This window comes from Ramlibacter sp. GCM10027632, from assembly GCF_042675325.1.
In the GTDB taxonomy this organism is placed as follows: domain Bacteria; phylum Pseudomonadota; class Gammaproteobacteria; order Burkholderiales; family Burkholderiaceae_C; genus Ramlibacter.
Map to the genome: position 1 here is coordinate 23,886 of NZ_JBHTGW010000012.1, position 16,262 is coordinate 40,147.

16 protein-coding genes are annotated in these 16,262 nt (G+C 72.8%); 8 read left to right on the forward strand and 8 right to left on the reverse strand.

Going from position 1 to position 16,262, the window contains the following annotated elements:
* Positions 1–61: 61 nt before the first annotated feature.
* Positions 62–2,098: a primosomal protein N' gene (locus tag ACFQZY_RS16715; protein WP_377418036.1), complete on the forward strand. Its 2,037-nt coding sequence runs from the start codon at positions 62–64 to the stop codon at positions 2,096–2,098.
* 56 nt (positions 2,099–2,154) lie between these two features.
* Here ACFQZY_RS16715 and rsmI read toward each other — a convergent pair whose 3' ends face one another.
* Positions 2,155–3,066 (reverse strand): 16S rRNA (cytidine(1402)-2'-O)-methyltransferase, encoded by a 912-nt coding sequence (rsmI, locus tag ACFQZY_RS16720; RefSeq protein ID WP_377417915.1) that lies wholly within the window; start codon positions 3,064–3,066, stop codon positions 2,155–2,157.
* Here rsmI and ACFQZY_RS16725 point away from each other — a divergent pair.
* From ACFQZY_RS16725 to ACFQZY_RS16735, 3 genes are all read left to right on the forward strand, one after another.
* Entirely contained in the window at positions 3,065–3,460 is a 396-nt protein-coding gene (locus ACFQZY_RS16725) for a YraN family protein (protein WP_377417917.1), read from the forward strand. The genes rsmI and ACFQZY_RS16725 overlap by 2 nt on opposite strands.
* A gap of 128 nt (positions 3,461–3,588) precedes the next feature.
* On the forward strand, positions 3,589–4,188 hold the full coding sequence (locus ACFQZY_RS16730) for a phosphoheptose isomerase (RefSeq protein WP_377417919.1): 600 nt from the start codon (positions 3,589–3,591) through the stop codon (positions 4,186–4,188).
* Positions 4,185–4,841 carry a BON domain-containing protein gene (locus tag ACFQZY_RS16735; protein WP_377417921.1) on the forward strand — a complete coding sequence of 219 codons (657 nt, stop codon included), beginning with the start codon at positions 4,185–4,187 and terminating at the stop codon, positions 4,839–4,841. Before ACFQZY_RS16730 ends, ACFQZY_RS16735 begins: the two co-directional genes overlap by 4 nt.
* Before the next feature lie 85 nt (positions 4,842–4,926).
* On the opposite strand, the gene ACFQZY_RS16740 is transcribed toward ACFQZY_RS16735, so the two are convergent.
* From ACFQZY_RS16740 to ACFQZY_RS16755, 4 genes are all read right to left on the reverse strand, one after another.
* Positions 4,927–5,829 (reverse strand): NAD(P)-dependent oxidoreductase, encoded by a 903-nt coding sequence (locus ACFQZY_RS16740; protein ID WP_377417923.1) that lies wholly within the window; start codon positions 5,827–5,829, stop codon positions 4,927–4,929.
* Positions 5,830–5,905: 76 nt separating this feature from the next.
* Positions 5,906–7,042, reverse strand: a complete 1,137-nt coding sequence (locus ACFQZY_RS16745; RefSeq protein ID WP_377417925.1) for a PilT/PilU family type 4a pilus ATPase — start codon at positions 7,040–7,042, stop codon at positions 5,906–5,908.
* Positions 7,043–7,070: 28 nt separating this feature from the next.
* Entirely contained in the window at positions 7,071–7,715 is a 645-nt protein-coding gene (locus ACFQZY_RS16750) for a Crp/Fnr family transcriptional regulator (RefSeq protein WP_377417927.1), read from the reverse strand.
* Positions 7,716–7,737: 22 nt separating this feature from the next.
* A complete protein-coding gene (locus tag ACFQZY_RS16755) occupies positions 7,738–8,781 on the reverse strand; it encodes a type IV pilus twitching motility protein PilT (RefSeq protein WP_377417929.1) in 1,044 nt (347 codons plus the stop codon).
* A 35-nt stretch (positions 8,782–8,816) separates the two neighbouring features.
* On the opposite strand from ACFQZY_RS16755, the gene ACFQZY_RS16760 reads away from it, so the two are divergent.
* Positions 8,817–9,506: a YggS family pyridoxal phosphate-dependent enzyme gene (locus tag ACFQZY_RS16760; protein WP_377417931.1), complete on the forward strand. Its 690-nt coding sequence runs from the start codon at positions 8,817–8,819 to the stop codon at positions 9,504–9,506.
* Between the two features lie 13 nt (positions 9,507–9,519).
* On the opposite strand, the gene pyrF is transcribed toward ACFQZY_RS16760, so the two are convergent.
* On the reverse strand, positions 9,520–10,344 hold the full coding sequence (gene pyrF / locus ACFQZY_RS16765; RefSeq protein ID WP_377417933.1) for an orotidine-5'-phosphate decarboxylase: 825 nt from the start codon (positions 10,342–10,344) through the stop codon (positions 9,520–9,522).
* A gap of 52 nt (positions 10,345–10,396) precedes the next feature.
* On the opposite strand from pyrF, the gene ACFQZY_RS16770 reads away from it, so the two are divergent.
* Positions 10,397–11,281: a DMT family transporter gene (locus tag ACFQZY_RS16770; protein WP_377417935.1), complete on the forward strand. Its 885-nt coding sequence runs from the start codon at positions 10,397–10,399 to the stop codon at positions 11,279–11,281.
* A gap of 43 nt (positions 11,282–11,324) precedes the next feature.
* Here the strand turns inward: ACFQZY_RS16770 and ACFQZY_RS16775 are convergent, their stop codons facing one another.
* Complete coding sequence (locus ACFQZY_RS16775) at positions 11,325–13,517, reverse strand: ATP-binding protein (RefSeq protein ID WP_377417937.1); 2,193 nt, start codon at positions 13,515–13,517, stop codon at positions 11,325–11,327.
* 104 nt (positions 13,518–13,621) lie between these two features.
* Complete coding sequence (locus ACFQZY_RS16780) at positions 13,622–14,659, reverse strand: acyl-CoA dehydrogenase (protein ID WP_377417939.1); 1,038 nt, start codon at positions 14,657–14,659, stop codon at positions 13,622–13,624.
* 88 nt (positions 14,660–14,747) lie between these two features.
* On the opposite strand from ACFQZY_RS16780, the gene ACFQZY_RS16785 reads away from it, so the two are divergent.
* Positions 14,748–15,569, forward strand: a complete 822-nt coding sequence (locus tag ACFQZY_RS16785; protein ID WP_377417941.1) for an FRG domain-containing protein — start codon at positions 14,748–14,750, stop codon at positions 15,567–15,569.
* A 53-nt stretch (positions 15,570–15,622) separates the two neighbouring features.
* Positions 15,623–16,261 (forward strand): MBL fold metallo-hydrolase, encoded by a 639-nt coding sequence (locus ACFQZY_RS16790; RefSeq protein WP_377417943.1) that lies wholly within the window; start codon positions 15,623–15,625, stop codon positions 16,259–16,261.
* Position 16,262 lies beyond the last annotated feature (1 nt).

Sequence of the window (16,262 nt, forward strand, 5' to 3'; positions counted from 1 at the left end):
GACTTAAGGCAGATTCCTATGTTTCAACGGAAGTTGCGCACCTAACTTGAACCGCCCTCCCATGGCGCACCGGCTGTCCATCGTCGTCGCCACGCCGGCCCACAGCGGCCTGCGCGGCCCCCTGAGCTGGTGCAGCGAAACGCCCCTGCCGCCGGGCACCCTGGTGCGGGTGCCGCTGGGCCGGCGCGAGGTGCTGGGCGTGGTCTGGGACCATGGCCCGGCCGATGAGCCGCTGCCCGAGGGCGTGGCGGAAAAGCCCGTCGCCGGGGTGCTGGAGGGGCTGGCACCGCTGTCCGCCGCCTGGCGCCGGCTGGTGGACTTCGCCGCCGGCTATTACCAGCGCGGCGTCGGCGAGGTGGCCCTGGCCGCCCTGCCCCCGCAGCTGCGCGACCTGGACTCGACCCAGCTGGCCCGCCGCCTCAAGCGCCGCGCCGGCGAGGCTGGCGAGGCGCCGCCGCCGGCGGCGGCGCCGGCCCTCACCGCGCAGCAGCAGGCCGCCCTGGCGCGCATGGCCGCCGGGCCGGGGCCGTTCCTCCTGTTCGGCGCCACCGGCAGCGGCAAGACCGAGGTCTACCTGCATGCGGTGCAGCGCCTGCTGGAGGCCGACCCGCAGGCCCAGGCCCTGGTCATGGTGCCGGAGATCAACCTCACGCCCCAGCTGATGGCGCGCTTCACCGAGCGCTTCGGCGAGTCCCGGGTGGTGCCGATGCACAGCGGCCTCACGCCGGCGCAGCGCCTCAAGGGCTGGCTGGCGGCGCATGCCGGCAGCGCGCGCATCGTGCTGGGCACGCGCATGGCGGTGTTCGCCTCGCTGCCGCACCTGAAGCTGATCGTCGTCGACGAGGAGCACGACCCCAGCTACAAGCAGCAGGAGGGGGCCCGCTACTCCGCGCGCGACCTGGCGGTGCTGCGCGCCCGGCTCGAGCCGGCGCAGGTGCTGCTCGGCTCGGCCACGCCCTCGCTGGAGAGCTGGCAGGCCTGCGAGGCCGGCCGCTACCAGCGCCTGGAGATGCCCGAGCGGGTGGGCGCCGGCGCCCTGCCCCGCGTGCGGCTGGTGGACATGAACCTGCAGCCGAAGAAGACGCTGCTGGCGCCGGCGCTGGTGGAGGCGATCCAGGAGCGCATCGCGCGCGGCGAGCAGTCCCTGGTCTTCCTGAACCGGCGCGGCTACTCGCCGGTGCTGGCCTGCACCGCCTGCGACTGGAAGAGTGACTGCCCCCACTGCAGTACCTTCCGCGTCTTCCACAAGGCCGACCGCACCTTGCGCTGCCACCACTGCGGCTTCACCGAGCGCGTGCCGCGCGCCTGCCCGGGCTGCGGCAACGTGGACATCGCTCCCCTGGGCAAGGGCACCGAGCAGCTGGAGGAGCACATCGCGCAGCTGCTGTCGCAGGGCGGCCGGCCGGCGCGGGTGGCGCGCATGGACGCCGACACCACGCGCGGCAAGGGCTCGCTGGAGGCCCAGCTGGCCCAGGTGCATGCGGGCGAGGTGGACGTGCTGGTGGGCACGCAGATGATCACCAAGGGCCACGACTTCCGCCGCATCACCCTGGTGGCAGCGATCAACCCCGACACCGCGCTGTTCTCCAGCGACTTCCGGGCGCCGGAACGGCTGTTCGCCCTGCTGATGCAGGCGGCAGGACGGGCCGGACGCGACGCGGCGCAGGCCGGCGCCAGCCAGATGTGGGTGCAGACCTGGCACCCGCAGCACCCGCTGTTCGACGCGCTTCGCCGGCACGACTACCCCGCCTTCGCCGCCGCCCAGCTCAAGGACCGGACGGCCGCCGGCATGCCGCCGTTCGCCTACCAGGCGCTGGTGCGGGCCGAGGCGCGCACGCAGGAGGCCGCGCAGGCCTTCCTGGAGGCCGCGCGCGAGGCCGCCGAGGGGCTGGACCCCACGGGGCAGGTGATGCTGTATTCCGCCGTGCCGATGGCGGTGCAGCGCGTGGCCAACGTGGAACGCGCGCAGCTGCTGGTGGAAAGCGGATCGCGGCCGGCGCTGCAGCGGTTCCTGCAGGCCTGGCAGCCGGTGCTGCAGGGGCTGCGCGTGCCCGGGTTGCTGCGGTGGGCGGTGGACGTGGACCCGCTGGCGGTCTGAGGCGGTCTGAGGCGGTCTGAGGCGGTCCGAGGCGGTCCGAGGCGGCCGGCCAGGCCTCAGTCTGCCGCTTCGCCCTTCATCCGCAGCGCCGCCTCGTACAGCGCATTGCGCGAGCCCCCGCTGGCTTCGGCGGCGATGCGCACCGCTGCCTTCACCGGCAGCTCCTTGAGCAGCAGGGCCAGCAGGGCCTCGCCCTCGTCGCGGGCCCTGGCCTGCGCCCAGGGGTGCAGCACCAGCGCGAATTCGCCCCGGCTGCGCTGCGGGTCGGCCGTCAGCCAGCCGGCCAGGGCCTCGCAGGGCACGGTCTCCACCTGCTCGAACTGCTTGGTCAGCTCGCGCCCCACGGTCACCGGGCGCGGCCCCAGGGCGGCCAGCGCCGCCGCCAGGTCGCCGATGCGGTGCGGCGCCTCCAGCAGCACCACCGCGCGCGACTCCTGCGCCAGGGCCTGCACCGCCTGCGCGCGCTCGCCGGCCTTGGCCGGCAGGAAGCCGCCGAAGACGAAGGCGGCCTCGCCGCTCCACGCGCCGGCCACGCTGAGGACGGCGGTGACGCTGCTGGCACCGGGCAGCGGCACCACGCGCAGGCCGGCCTCGCGCACCGCGGCGACCAGGCGCGCGCCCGGGTCGCTCACCGCCGGCGTGCCGGCATCGCTGGCATAGGCCACCCGCTCGCCCGCCTGCAGGCGGCGCACCACCTGCTGCGCGGCCTCGGCCTCGTTGTGCTGGTGCAGCGGGATCAGCCCGCCGGCGGGCCGCTCCAGGCCCAGGGCCCGCAGCAGCTGCTGGGTGTGGCGGGTGTCCTCGCAGGCGATGGCGTCGACCGTCTCCAGCACGTGCAGGGCGCGCAGGCTGATGTCGGCGAGGTTGCCGATCGGGGTGGCCACCACGTAGAGTGCCCCCGGCGGGTAATGCTGCGCGCCGGCCGCCTCGCGGGCGGCCTTCAGGGCAGGGAGGAAGGAAGCGCTCATGAAATTCCTGGGGAGGGAGTCGGGCCGCACGGCCCAGGCCACGACCAAGCAGGCCGGCGACGCCGCCGAGGCGCGCGCGCTGGCCCACCTGGCCGCCGCGGGCCTGCGGCTGGTGCAGCGCAATTATCGAACCCCGGGCCGGGGCGGCGGCGAGGTCGACCTGGTGATGCGTGAAGCCGACGGCACCCTGGTCTTCGTCGAGGTGCGCGCCCGCGCCAGCCGCGCCTTCGGCGGCGCGGCGGCCAGCGTGGGGGCCGCCAAGCGCCGGCGCATCGTGTTCGCGGCGCGCCACTTCCTGCTGCGGCTGCCGGCGCCGCCGCCCTGCCGCTTCGACGTGGTGGCCGTCGACGGGCCCCGCATCGACTGGCTGCGCGCCGCCTTCGACGCGGGCTGAAGGCGCAGACCACAGGTGCCCGGGATGCCGGTGGCGGACACGGACGCGGGCGCCGGCGCCGGCGCGGGCGGATTCGTGAGCGGATGTTGCGGCCCGGGGAAAAAGGCCGGCGGGTATCATCCCCGGCCATGCTCGAACAACGCATTCAACAGCATTTCATCGACAGCGCCGACCTGAAATACCAAGCGGCCCAGACGCTGACCAAGCCCATCGCCGCGGCCATCCAGGCGGTGCTGGCCTGCGTGACCAGCGGGGGCAAGGTGCTGGCCTGCGGCAACGGCGGCTCCGCCGCCGACGCGCAGCACTTCGCCGCGGAGTTCGTCGGCCGCTTCGAGCGCGAGCGCCCGGAGCTGGGCGCCATCGCGCTGACCACCGACAGCTCCATCCTCACCGCCGTCGGCAACGACTACGACTTCAACCAGATCTTCTCCAAGCAGGTGCGCGCCCTCGGCCAGGCCGGCGACGTGCTGCTGGCGATCTCCACCAGCGGCAACTCGGCCAACGTGCTGGCCGCGGTCGAAGCGGCGCACGAGCGCGAGATGACCGTGGTGGCCCTCACCGGCCGCGGCGGCGGCCGGATGGCCCAGGCCCTGCGCGAGACCGATGTCCACATCTGCGTGCCGCACGAGCGCACGGCCCGCATCCAGGAGGTGCACCTCCTGACGATCCATTGCCTGTGCGATGGCGTCGACGCCCAACTGCTCGGAGACCAGGAACCCTCTGCATGAAGCCCGTGAAATCCCTGAACCGCCTCCTGCTGGCCACCCTGGCCGCCGCCGCCCTCGCGGGCGGCCTGTCCGCCTGCGCGCCCCTGGTGGTGGGCGGCGCCGCCCTCACCGGCCTGGTAGCGGTGGACCGCCGCTCCTCCGGCGCGCAACTGGAGGACGAAACCATCGAGCTGCGCGCCGGCTCGCGCCTGCGCGACGCGCTGGGCAGCCGCGCCCACATCAACGTGACCAGCTATAACCGCCAGGTGCTGCTCACCGGCGAGGTGCCGGACGAAGCCGCCAAGGCCCGCGCCGAGCAGATCGTGGCCGGCCTGGACAACGTGCGCACGGTGGTCAACGAGCTGGCCATCATGGCGCCCACCTCCCTGAGCCAGCGCTCCAACGACGCCCTGATCTCCGGCAAGATGCGCGCCTCCCTGGTCGATGCGCGTGACCTGTCCTCCCCGGCCTTCAAGGTGGTGACCGAGCGCGGCACCATCTTCCTCATGGGCCGCGTGACCCAGCGCGAGGCCGACCGCGCCACCCAGATCGCGCGCGGCATCGGCGGCGCGCAGCGCGTGGTGCGGGTCTTCGAGATCCTCACCGAGGAAGAACTGGCCCGCATCGAGCCGCCGCCGGCCAAGCCCGCGGGCGGCGCCTCCAGGCCGCAGTAAGCGCAGGCCGCACACGACACGAAGGCCGGGACCCGCGAGGGCCCCGGCCTTCTTCATTGCGGCGCGCCAGGCGCGGCCCGTGCGTTCAGCGCAGGCGGGTGATCAGGCTGGAGGTGTCCCAGCGGTTGCCGCCGGCGGCCTGCACGTCGGCGTAGAACTGGTCCACCAGGGCGGTGACGGGCAGGCGCGCGCCGTTGCGCTTGGCCTCGTCCAGCACCAGGCCGAGGTCCTTGCGCATCCAGTCGACGGCGAAGCCGAAGTCGAACTGGTCGGCCACCATGGACTTGCCGCGGTTGTCCATCTGCCAGCTCTGGGCCGCGCCCTTGCCGATCACCTCCAGCACCTGGACCATGTCCAGGCCGGCCTTCTGGCCGAAGGCGATGGCCTCGGACAGGCCCTGCACCAGGCCCGCGATGCAGATCTGGTTGACCATCTTGGCGAGCTGGCCGCTGCCGGCGCCGCCCAGGTGGGTGAAGGCGCGCGAAAAGGCCATCGCCACCGGGCGGGCCGCCTCGAAGGCCGCGGCGTCGCCGCCGCACATGACGGTGAGCAGGCCGTTCTGGGCACCGGCCTGGCCGCCGGAGACCGGGGCGTCGACGAAGTGCAGGCCCAGCTCGCGGGCCTTGGCGTACAGCTCGCGGGCCACGTCGGCCGAGGCGGTGGTGTGGTCGACGAAGGTGGCGCCGGGCTTCATCCCGGCGAAGGCGCCGTCCGGGCCGAGGACGACCGAGCGCAGGTCGTCGTCATTGCCGACGCAGCAGAAGACGAAGTCGCAGCCGGCGGCGGCCTCGCGCGGGGTGGGCGCGGTGCTGCCCTTGAACTCGGCCTGCCAGGCCTGGGCCTTGGCGGCGCTGCGGTTGTAGACCGTGACCTGGTGGCCGGCCAGGGCCAGGTGGCCCGCCATCGGCAGCCCCATCACGCCCAGGCCGAGGAAGGCGACCTTTCGCGAGGGGGTGGATTCGTAGGTCTTGGGGTTGGTGCTGCTCACGCCGTCTCCTGTCTTGTGTGTGGGGGATCGGCGGATTCTAGGAGGCGCGCGGGAGCCGCGCGGCGCCCGCGGTCGCTCAGACGATCGCCAGGTGCTCGGTGCCCTCGGAGAGGTCCTGCGACTTGGCGCGCTGGCTATTGAGCTTGATGGTCAGGCGCAGGTCGTTGACCGAGTCGGCGTTGCGCAGGGCGTCCTCGTAGGAGATGACGTTGGCCTCGAACAGCTCGAACAGCGCCTGGTCGAAGGTCTGCATGCCCAGGTTGCGGCTCTTCTTCATGATGTCCTTGAGGCCGGCGACCTCGCCCTTGAAGATCAGGTCGGACACCAGGGGCGAGTTGAGCATGATCTCCACCGCCGCCTGCCGGCCCTTGCCGTCCTGGCGCGGCACCAGGCGCTGGCAGACCATGGCCCGCAGGTTCAGGGACAGGTCCATCAGCAGCTGCGCGCGGCGCTCCTCGGGGAAGAAGTTGATGACGCGGTCCAGCGCCTGGTTGGCGCTGTTGGCGTGCAGCGTGGCCATGCACAGGTGCCCGGTCTCGGCGAAGGCGATGGCGTGCTCCATGGTCTCGCGGTCGCGGATCTCGCCCATGAGGATCACGTCCGGCGCCTGGCGCAGGGCATTCTTCAGGGCGGCCTCCCAGCTGTCGGTGTCGAGCCCCACCTCGCGCTGCGTGACCACGCAGTTCTTGTGCGGGTGCACGAACTCCACCGGGTCCTCGATGGTGATGATGTGGCCGAAGGAGTTCTCGTTGCGCCAGTCGACCATGGCGGCCAGCGTGGTGCTCTTGCCCGAGCCGGTGGCGCCCACCAGGATGCTCAGGCCCCGCTTGGACATGACCACGTCCTTGAGCACCGGCGGCATGGCCAGGCCGTCGAGGGTGGGCAGCGTCTGCGGGATCACCCGCAGCACCAGGCCGACCTTGCCCTGCTGCACGAAGGCGTTGACGCGGAAGCGGCCGATGCCCGCCGGCGCGATGGCGAAGTTGCACTCCTTGGTGCGCTCGAACTCCGCGGCCTGGCGGTCGTTCATGATGGCGCGCGCCAGGGCCAGCGTGTGGCCGGCGTTGAGCGGCTGCGGCGAGACCTTGGTGACCTTGCCGTCGACCTTGATCGCCGGGGGGAAGTCGCCGGTGATGAACAGGTCGCTGCCGCCGCGGCTGACCATCAGCTTGAGCAGGTCGTTGATGAACTTGCTGGCCTGATCGCGTTCCATGAGCGGTTCTCCATGCGGGGGCGGCGCCTCAGCGCGCGCCGCCTGCCCCGCCGAGGTCGCTGACGCGGGCGGTGATGGCGCGCAATCGCAGCGAGAGCTTGCGCGCCAGCAGGCCGACCAGGCTGGCGGCGAGCATCGGGTCGCCGGCCATCATCTCGTCGAGCGCGGGGGCGTCGAGCACCGCGACCTCGCACTCGGTCAGGGTGACGCAGTGCGAGAAGCGCATGCCGCTGTCGAGGAGGGACATCTCGCCCAGGATGTCGCCGGGCCGGGCCTCGGCCAGGCGCACATGCTCGCCCCAGGGCTGGATGCGGTCGATGGCGACGCTGCCCGAAAGCAGGACCACCATGAAGTTGCTGTATTCGTCCTGGCGGATGATGTCCCGGTCGGCCGGCACCACGGCGTACTCGAAGAAGCGGTCCATGCGGGCGATGGCGTCGGGCGAGAGGCGGCTCATGAACCGGTCCTTGCCCCACAGCGCGTGCAGCATGCGCGCGCCCTGCGAGGACGACAGGCGCTTGGCGCCGACCTCCACCGCTCGGGCGTCCCAGGGAATGAGCATGGACGGGTCCAGCCCCTGCTCGACGAACGCGGTGGAGAACAGCAGCGAGTCGTTGCTGTCGCTCGCCGGGGTGGGATGGGCCCGCCGCAGGAGGCCGAACACGCTTTTCATCCAGGTGCCTCGCTGTCCGGCGTCAGCCGGGGAAGTTCTCGGGTTGCTTGGCCTTGGCGCGCGCCTCGGCGGAACTGATCACGTTGCGCTTGACCAGGTCGGCCAGGCACTGGTCCAGGGTCTGCATGCCGTAGGCGCTGCCGGTCTGGATCGAGGAGTACATCTGCGCGATCTTGTTCTCGCGGATCAGGTTGCGGATGGCGGCGGTGCCGATCATGATCTCGTGCGCCGCGACGCGGCCCGAGCCGTCCTTGAGCTTGCACAGGGTCTGCGAGACCACCGCCACCAGCGACTCGGAGAGCATGGCGCGCACCATCTCCTTCTCCTCGGCAGGGAAGACGTCGATGATCCGGTCGATGGTCTTGGCGGCGCTGGAGGTGTGCAGGGTCGCGAACACCAGGTGGCCGGTCTCCGCGGCGGTCATGGCCAGGCGGATGGTCTCCAGGTCACGCATCTCGCCCACCAGGATCGCGTCCGGGTCCTCGCGCAGGGCCGAGCGCAGCGCGGCGGCGAAGGACAGCGTCATGCCCCCCACCTCGCGCTGGTTCACCAGGCACTTCTTGGAGTCATGGACGAATTCGATCGGGTCCTCCACGGTGAGGATGTGCCCGTACTCGGACTCGTTGAGGTGGTTGATCATCGCCGCCAGCGTGGTGCTCTTGCCCGAGCCGGTGGGGCCGGTCACCAGCACCAGGCCGCGCGGCTTGAGCGCGAGGTCCGCGAAGATGCGCGGGGTGTTGAGCTGCTCCAGCGTGAGGATCTTGGAAGGGATGGTGCGGAACACGGCGGCCGCGCCGCGATTCTGGTTGAACGCGTTGACACGGAAGCGCGCCAGGCCTTCGATCTCGAAGGAGAAGTCGCACTCGAGGAACTCCTCGTAGTGCTTGCGCTGGGTGTCGTTCATGATGTCGTACACCATGGCGTGGACCTGCTTGTGGTCCAGCGCTTCGACGTTGATGCGGCGCACGTCCCCGTGCACGCGGATCATCGGCGGCAGGCCGGCCGAGAGGTGGAGGTCGGAGGCTTTGTTCTTGACGCTGAAGGCCAGCAGCTGGGTAATATCCACGAAATGTCCCGTCACTCGTACTGCGCTGAACCATTATGACTACTATTCCTCAGCGGGTTCAACAAGTGCGGGCGCGAATCGCCGCGGCATGTGCAAACGCGCAACGCGGCGTCGAGGAAGTCACGCTGCTGGCGGTCTCCAAGACCTTCGGCGCGGGCGCCGTGCGCGAGGCGGCGGCCTGCGGCCAGGTCGCCTTCGGCGAGAACTACCTGCAGGAGGCCGTCGAGAAGATGGCCCTGCTGGCCGACCTGCCCCTGGAGTGGCACTGCATCGGCCCGATCCAGAGCAACAAGACCCGCCTGGTGGCCACGCATTTCCAGTGGGCCCACACGGTGGACCGCCTGAAGATCGCGCAGCGCCTGTCGGAGCAGCGGCCCGAGGGCCTGGCGCCGCTGAACGTGTGCGTGCAGGTGAACATCGACGGCGGCGCCAACAAGTCCGGCGTCGCCCCGGGCGAGGCGCTGGCCCTGGCGCGCGAGGTGGCGCGGCTGCCGAACCTGCGCCTGCGCGGGCTCATGGCCATCCCCGAGCCGGTGGAGGGCTTCGAGGCGCAGCGCGCCGTGCATGGCCGCACCCGCGCGCTGTTCGAAGAACTGCGCCGGGCCGGCCTGCCGCTGGACACGCTGTCCATGGGCATGACGGGCGACCTCGAGGCGGCCATCGCCGCCGGCAGCACGATGGTGCGCGTGGGCACCGCGATCTTCGGCGGCCGAGCCTACGCCTGAAGGCCAGGGGGCCTCAGCCCCGCGCGGACTGCAGCAGGTCGCGCGTCTTCGTGGCCTCGCGGCGGGCGGCCTCGGCGAAGTCGTCGCCGGAGGAGGCGTAGAGGATGGCGCGCGAGGAATTCACCGCGATCGGCGCATCCGCGCGCCAGCCCGCCTTGACGGTGGCCACCGCATCGCCACCCTGAGCGCCCACGCCGGGAATCAGCAGGGGCACGGTGGGTGCGACCTGGCGCACGCGTTCGATCTCGGCGGGGTAGGTGGCGCCGACCACCAGCCCGAGCTGGCCATTGAGGTTCCACGGGCCCTGGGCCAGGCGCGCCACGTGTTCGTACAGCAGCGGCTCGCCGGGCACCGAGGACAGGCGCTGGCTTTGCAGGTCGTCACCGCCCGGGTTCGAGGTTCGGCACAGGAGGAAGGCGCCCTTGCCGGGGTACTTCAGGTACGGCTGCACCGAGTCGAACCCCATGAAGGGCGAGAGCGTCACCGCGTCGGCGTCGTAGCGCTCGAAGGCTTCCTTGGCGTACTGCTCCGCGGTCGAGCCGATGTCGCCGCGCTTGGCGTCCAGGATCACCGGCACATGGGGGATGTTGCGGCGCAGGTGCTGCATCAGCTTTTCCAGCTGGTCCTCGGCGCGGTAGGCGGCGAAATACGCGATCTGCGGCTTGAAGGCGATGGCCAGGTCGGCGGTGGCGTCGGCGATGCGGGCGCAGAAGTCGTAGATGCGCGAGGCATCGCCCTTCAGGGCGCCGGGAAAGCGCGCGGGCTCCGGGTCCAGCCCCACGCACAGCATCGACTGGTTGCGGCGCTGGGCGTCCTGCAGCATCTCGAGGAAAGTCATCCCCGGATTGTACGAAGCGCCCCCGGATCCCGGTCCGGCCACAATCGCCGCCATGCATGCCTTCTCCCGTTTCCAGCTCGTGCTGCTGGCCCTGCTGACCCTGACCTGGGGCCTGAACTGGCCGGTGATGAAGGTTGGCGCCACCGGCTACCCGCCCCTGACCTTCCGGATGCTGTCGATGTGGGCCGGCCTGCCGGTGCTGGCCGCGGCGATGGCGGCGATGAAGGTGCCCCTGCGCATCCCGCGCCGGCACTGGCCCGAGCTGGTGGTGCTGGCCACCTTCAACATGTTCATCTGGCACGCCTGCATCATGCTGGCGGTGCGCAACCTGTCCTCGGGCCGGGCCGCGATCCTGGGCTACACCATGCCGATTTTCTCGGCGGTGGTCGGCGCCCTGGTGTTCGGCACCGCGCTGTCGCGGCGCGGCTGGACCGGCGTGGGCGCGGCCGCCCTGGGCGTGGTGCTGCTGCTGTGGCACGAGTTCACCGGCCTGGCCGGCAAGCCCGGCTTCGTGCTGCTGGCACTGTTCGCCGCCGCGACCTGGGCGCTGGGCACGCAGCTGCTGCGGCGCACCCGCATCGAGGCCCCCATCCTGGCCATCTCGTTCTGGATGACGACCCTCACCGCCGCGGTCATGACCGGGCTGTCGCTGCTGTTCGAGCCCTGGCCCTGGGCGCTGCCCTCGGTGCCGGTGCAGTGGGCCATCGGCTACAACGCGGTGGTGATCTTCGGCTTCGCCCAGGCTACCTGGTTCTACCTGGCCCGCTCCCTGCCCCCGGTGGCCTCGACGCTGAGCGTGATGCTGATCCCGGTGCTCGGCGTGTTCAGCGGCGCGCTGGCCCTGGGCGAGGTGCTGCACTGGCAGGACTGGGCCGCCGTCGGCCTGATGATGGTGGCCATCACCTCGGTGCTGCTGCCCCGGCGCGCGGGGAGCTGACGCCGTCGTCGAAGCCGGCCCGGCCGGCACACCGGCAGACTGATCACCCGTCCTCGATGGCCCGCTGGAGCGTGGCCATGTCGGCCGGCTTGGCCAGATGCAGGTCGAAGCCGGCGGCGCGGGAGCGCTCGCGGGCCCGGGCATCGGCATAGCCCGAGAGGGCCACCAGCCGCAGGCCCGGGAGCGCCGGCTCGGCCCGCAGGGCGCGCGCCACGGCGTAGCCGTCCAGCGCGCCGGCCAGGCCGATGTCGGAGATCACCACCTGCGGCCGGAACTCGCGCGCGGCGGCGATGCCGGCCTCGCCGGTGGCCGCCACCCGCACCGCATGCCCGCCCAGGGCCAGCAGGTCGGCCAGGGTCTGGGCCGCATCCTCGTTGTCCTCGATCACCAGGATGCGCCGCGCGCCCGGCAAGGCCGGCGCGGCGCCGGCTGCCGGCCCCGGGTCCGGCGCCGGGGCCACCCCCTTGGGCAGGCGCAGCGTGAAGCGCGCGCCCCGGCCCTCCCCCTCGCTGTGCGCCAGCACCGTGCCGCCATGCAGCTGCGCCAGCCCGCGCGTCAGCGCCAGCCCCAGGCCGAGCCCGCCCTTGCTGCGGGCCAGGTCCTGGTCGGCCTGGCCGAAGGCGTCGAACAGCCGCTCCAGCATCGGCGCGGAGAGGCCGATGCCGGTGTCGCTCACGCAGACCTCGGCCGCCTCGCCGTGCGCGCCGCCCTCGCCGGCGCGCACCTCCACCTGGCCGCCGGGGTCGGTGAAGCGGGTCGCGTTGTTCAGGAGGTTGCCCACCATCTGCGCCAGCCGCACCGGGTCGCCCTCGACCCACAGCGGCGCGGGCCCGGCGTCCACCGCCAGGCGCAGGCCGGCGGCCTCCACACTGCGGCGGTAGTCCTCGGCCGTCTGGCGGGCAATGGCGGCGAGGTCGCAGGGCTGGAAGTTCAGCGCCATCTTGCCGCGGGCGATGCGCGAGACATCCAGCAGGTCGTCGACCAGGCGGGCCATGTGCGCCACCTGCCGCTCCAGGATCTCCAGGGCCCGGCGCTGGCGCGCGTCGGCCGTGGCATCGCGGCGCAGGATCTCGACCGCGGTGCGCACCGGCGCCAGCGGGTTGCGCAGCTCGTGGGCCAGGACGGCGATGAATTCGTCCTTGCGCTGGGCGTTCTCCTGCAGGGTCTGGCGCCGCCGCTCCAGCAGCAGCGCCGCCTCCCCCAGCCCCTGGGCAGCCTGCGCCGCCTCGGCCACGGGCAGGGACGGCAGCACCGGCGGGCGGCCCGCGCCCAGGTCGGCGGCGGCGGCCTGCAGGGCCTCGAAGCAGCGCACGATCTGGCCCCCGATCCACCAGGCCAGTACGGCGCTGAGGGCGAACATGGCGGCCACGCCCGCCGCGATGAGGGACGAGGTGCGGGCGAAGACGGCGTCGGCCTCGGCCCGGGGAATGCCGATGGCCACCGTCCAGCCGCTCACCGGGGCCCGGCTGTAGAACAGGAGCGCCAGCTCGCCTTCCGCGGTGAAGGCCTCGCCCGCGCCCTCGGGCCGCTCGCGCATGTGCGCGCGCACCGAGGGCGAGGCCGGCGTGCCGACGAAGCGGTCCGCCGCCCGGGTTCGCCCGGCGAGCACGCCCTGGCGGTCCATGATGCCGGCCACCCAGTCGGCGGGCAGCTCCTGCTCCCGCAGCAGGGCATTGAATTGCGAGGGCACCACGCCCACGCTGAGCGCGTAGCGCACCCGGCCGCCGACGAACACCGGCACGTCCACGCTCATGATGGGGCGGCGCAGGACGGCGCCGGTGAACAGGTCCGAGATCACCGGCTGCCCGGTCGCGAACACCTGCTTCACCTGGTCGGGCCGCGGCGCCACCTCCAGGGAGCGGCCGTAATCGACCAGCGTGTTGAGCAGTTGCCGGCCGGCCTCGTCCCGCAGGACCACGGTGGTGCCCAGGCCGACCCGGTCGATGGTGGCCCGCGCCTCCGCATGGAAGTGGCCCAGGTCGCCGGCGGCCAGGGCGGCGGAGGTGGACAGGGCCTGGCCCACGGCCAGGACCTTGAGCAGGTGGTGGTCGACCGCCTGCGCCATGGCCCGCGCGGTGAGCACCGTGGTCTGGGCCAGCTGGGTGCGCGCCTGCCGGTATTGCCAGGCGAACAGGGCGGCGGCGCCGAGCACGCCGGGCAGGAGGCAGGCCAGGACCAGGGCGAGCAGGACGGCGCGCACCGTCCAGGATTGGCCATGCGCAGCGGGAGGATTCATCGCGGACAGCAAGCTCTCCGCCACATCCTGCGGAGGGAATCGCCCATCCGGGCGTAAGCGGATGCAAGACGCCGCCGCCTTGTGTCAGCCCCGCCGGGCGCGGCTCAGGGCGCCAGCATCGCGTGCTGCGCGCCGGTGTGGAAATCGCGCCAGGCGCGGTTCAGGTCGCTGGCGGCGTCGGCGGCGCGCAGGCCGCACAGGGGGTAGGCGGCATCGACCGCGGCACGCGCCGCCGCGGCCCAGGCCAGCGAGGCCTCGCGCAGGGCGGCCTCGTCGCAGGGCCCGCTGCCTGCGGCGACGCGGTCCCATTGCGCCTCGAGCACCGCCAGGCAGCGCCCGCGCGCGGCCTCCAGCGCCGCCCGCGCCTCGCGCGCGTCGCTGCGGCCCTGGGCCGCGCGGTGGGCCAGCAGGGGCGCGGCGCGCTGCAGGAAGCCCCGCGCCAGCCCGCCCACGTTGGCCGCCAGCGTGGCGTAGGCCAGCGAGGCGAAGGGGAAGCGGTACAGCGGGCCGGGTACGACCGGGCCGGCGGCCACCGTGAAGGCGTGGGCCTGCGGTACCCAGGCGGACTCGATGGCGAAGCCGTGCGAGCCCGAGGCGCGCAGCCCGATCGCCCGCCAGCCCCGCTGCACGCGCACGTCCCGGGCCGGGACGACGAAGGCGCTCACGCGCGGCGCGCCCTGCGCGTCGAGCAGGGGCCGGCCGCCCTCGCGCAGCACGGCGTTGAAGGTGAAGTGCGTCGCCAGGGTGGCGCCGGTGGCCACGGGCCACTGGCCGCTGACGCGCCAGCCTGCCCCCTCCCGGTCGGCGAAGCCGGCGGCCGCGCCGCTGCCGCCGAGGCAGCAGCCCGGGGTGGCCGCCACCTGCGCCGCCAGCGAGGGCGGCAGGAAGCCCAGGAACCAGCCCGCGCCCGCGCACAGCGTCACCACCCAGGCGCAGCTGCCGTCGGCCTCGGCCAGCGCCTCCTCCAGCCGCACCACGGCCGGCAGGTCGAGCTCGGCGCCGCCCGCGGCGCGGGGCACCAGCAGGCGCATCCAGTCGCGGCGGGCGATGAGGTCGCGGGTGGCGGCGGCCAGCTCGCCCCGGGCATCGCCGTCGGCGGCGGCCTCGCGCAGGCACTGGGCGTCATCGGGGGAAAGGATCATGGTCGGGGTCGGGCTCGGGGTGCCGATTGTCACCCCGGGCTGTCACCGGGCCTGCCTATACTGGGCCGCTGTCCCGACGCGCCGCCCCATGAAAGTCGCACGCCTGACCCGCTGGTCCGAATTCGTCGAACACACCGAAGCCCTGGAGGGCTGGGCCTTCCGCGGCCAGCACTCGGCCAGCTGGCCCCTGGTCAGTTCACTCACCCGCCGGCTGCAGACCTTCTGCCCCGACCCGAAGCTGTGGCCGCTGCGCGAGGCGCGGGCCATGCGCATCTTCCGGCGCAAGGCCCACATCCACCTGCAGGACCGCTCCGCCCTCGAGGACGAGCTGCGCTGCCTGGCGCTGATGCAGCACCACGGCGCGGCCACCCGGCTGCTGGACTTCACCAAGTCGCCCTTCGTGGCGGCCTTCTTCGCGCTGGAAAGCGCGCGCGCCGATGTCTCGGTGTTCGCGCTCAACACGCCGGCGCTGTGGCACCTCACGCCGGCCTTCGACCGCACGCTGACCCGCGACCGCATCGACCCGCGCATCCCGGGCCACTTCGAGCGCTACTTCGCCCGCAACACGCTGCCGGTGCTGTGGTTCGGCGAGCCCTCGCAGATGGACCGGCGCCTGGCGGCGCAGTCGGGCCTGTTCGTGGTGCCGGGGGTGCTGGACAAGTCGCTGGACGACATCCTGCAAGGCTATGGCGGCACCGAGGAACTGCTGCACCAGTTCGTGCTCTCGCCGGAGATGCGGCACGAGGCCATGCACGCGCTCTATCGCATGAACGTGACCTACGCCACCCTGTTCCCCGACCTCGACGGCCTGGCCCGCTCGCTGGGCTACGAGCTGGAGGCGATCTGGGAGCGGCTGGTGGAGGACTACGAGCGCGGGCAGTCGCCCGAAGCCAGCGACCCGGGCATGTAGGGCGGGCCGCCCCGGCGGCACGGCGGCCGGGCGCCCTGTCGGACAATGCGGGGATGCTCCGCTACCTCACCCTCCCCGTCACCCCCTTCCAGCAGAACTGCTCCATCGTCTGGGACGACCAGACGCAGCAGGCCGCCGTGATCGACCCCGGCGGCGACCTCGACGACCTGCTCGAGGAGGTGGAGCGGCGCGGGCTGAAGCTCGAACAGATCTGGCTCACCCACGCCCACATCGACCACGCCGGCGGCACCGGCGAGCTGGCGCGGCGCCTGGGCCTGCCCATCATCGGCCCGCACGAGGGCGACCAGTTCTGGATCGACGGCCTGCCGCAGCAAAGCGTGATGTTCGGCTTCCCGAAGGCCGAGGCCTTCACGCCCACGCGCTGGCTGCATGACGGCGACACCGTCACCCTCGGCCACCACACGCTGGACGTGCGCCACTGCCCCGGCCACACCCCCGGCCACGTGGTGTTCCATTCGCCCGAGATGAACCGCGCCTTCGTGGGCGACGTGCTGTTCGCCGGCAGCATCGGCCGCACCGACTTCCCCCAGGGCAACCACCAGCAGCTGATCGACAGCATCACCGGCCGCCTCTGGCCCATGGGCGACGAGACGGTGTTCATCCCGGGCCACGGGCCGGAGAGCACCTTCGGCCGCGAGCGCCAGACCAACCCCTTCGTGGGCGGGACCTGAG

Coding starts and splice junctions, on each gene's coding strand:
- ACFQZY_RS16785 (WP_377417941.1), top strand. CDS start 14,748: ATGAAAGTCGCACGCCTGACCCGCTGGTCCGAATTCGTCGAACACACC.
- ACFQZY_RS16775 (WP_377417937.1), bottom strand. CDS start 13,517: ATGAATCCTCCCGCTGCGCATGGCCAATCCTGGACGGTGCGCGCCGTC.
- rsmI (WP_377417915.1), bottom strand. CDS start 3,066: ATGAGCGCTTCCTTCCTCCCTGCCCTGAAGGCCGCCCGCGAGGCGGCC.
- ACFQZY_RS16760 (WP_377417931.1), top strand. CDS start 8,817: ATGACTACTATTCCTCAGCGGGTTCAACAAGTGCGGGCGCGAATCGCC.
- ACFQZY_RS16770 (WP_377417935.1), top strand. CDS start 10,397: ATGCATGCCTTCTCCCGTTTCCAGCTCGTGCTGCTGGCCCTGCTGACC.
- ACFQZY_RS16725 (WP_377417917.1), top strand. CDS start 3,065: ATGAAATTCCTGGGGAGGGAGTCGGGCCGCACGGCCCAGGCCACGACC.
- ACFQZY_RS16750 (WP_377417927.1), bottom strand. CDS start 7,715: ATGAAAAGCGTGTTCGGCCTCCTGCGGCGGGCCCATCCCACCCCGGCG.
- ACFQZY_RS16780 (WP_377417939.1), bottom strand. CDS start 14,659: ATGATCCTTTCCCCCGATGACGCCCAGTGCCTGCGCGAGGCCGCCGCC.
- ACFQZY_RS16790 (WP_377417943.1), top strand. CDS start 15,623: ATGCTCCGCTACCTCACCCTCCCCGTCACCCCCTTCCAGCAGAACTGC.
- ACFQZY_RS16715 (WP_377418036.1), top strand. CDS start 62: ATGGCGCACCGGCTGTCCATCGTCGTCGCCACGCCGGCCCACAGCGGC.
- ACFQZY_RS16735 (WP_377417921.1), top strand. CDS start 4,185: ATGAAGCCCGTGAAATCCCTGAACCGCCTCCTGCTGGCCACCCTGGCC.
- pyrF (WP_377417933.1), bottom strand. CDS start 10,344: ATGACTTTCCTCGAGATGCTGCAGGACGCCCAGCGCCGCAACCAGTCG.
- ACFQZY_RS16745 (WP_377417925.1), bottom strand. CDS start 7,042: ATGGAACGCGATCAGGCCAGCAAGTTCATCAACGACCTGCTCAAGCTG.
- ACFQZY_RS16730 (WP_377417919.1), top strand. CDS start 3,589: ATGCTCGAACAACGCATTCAACAGCATTTCATCGACAGCGCCGACCTG.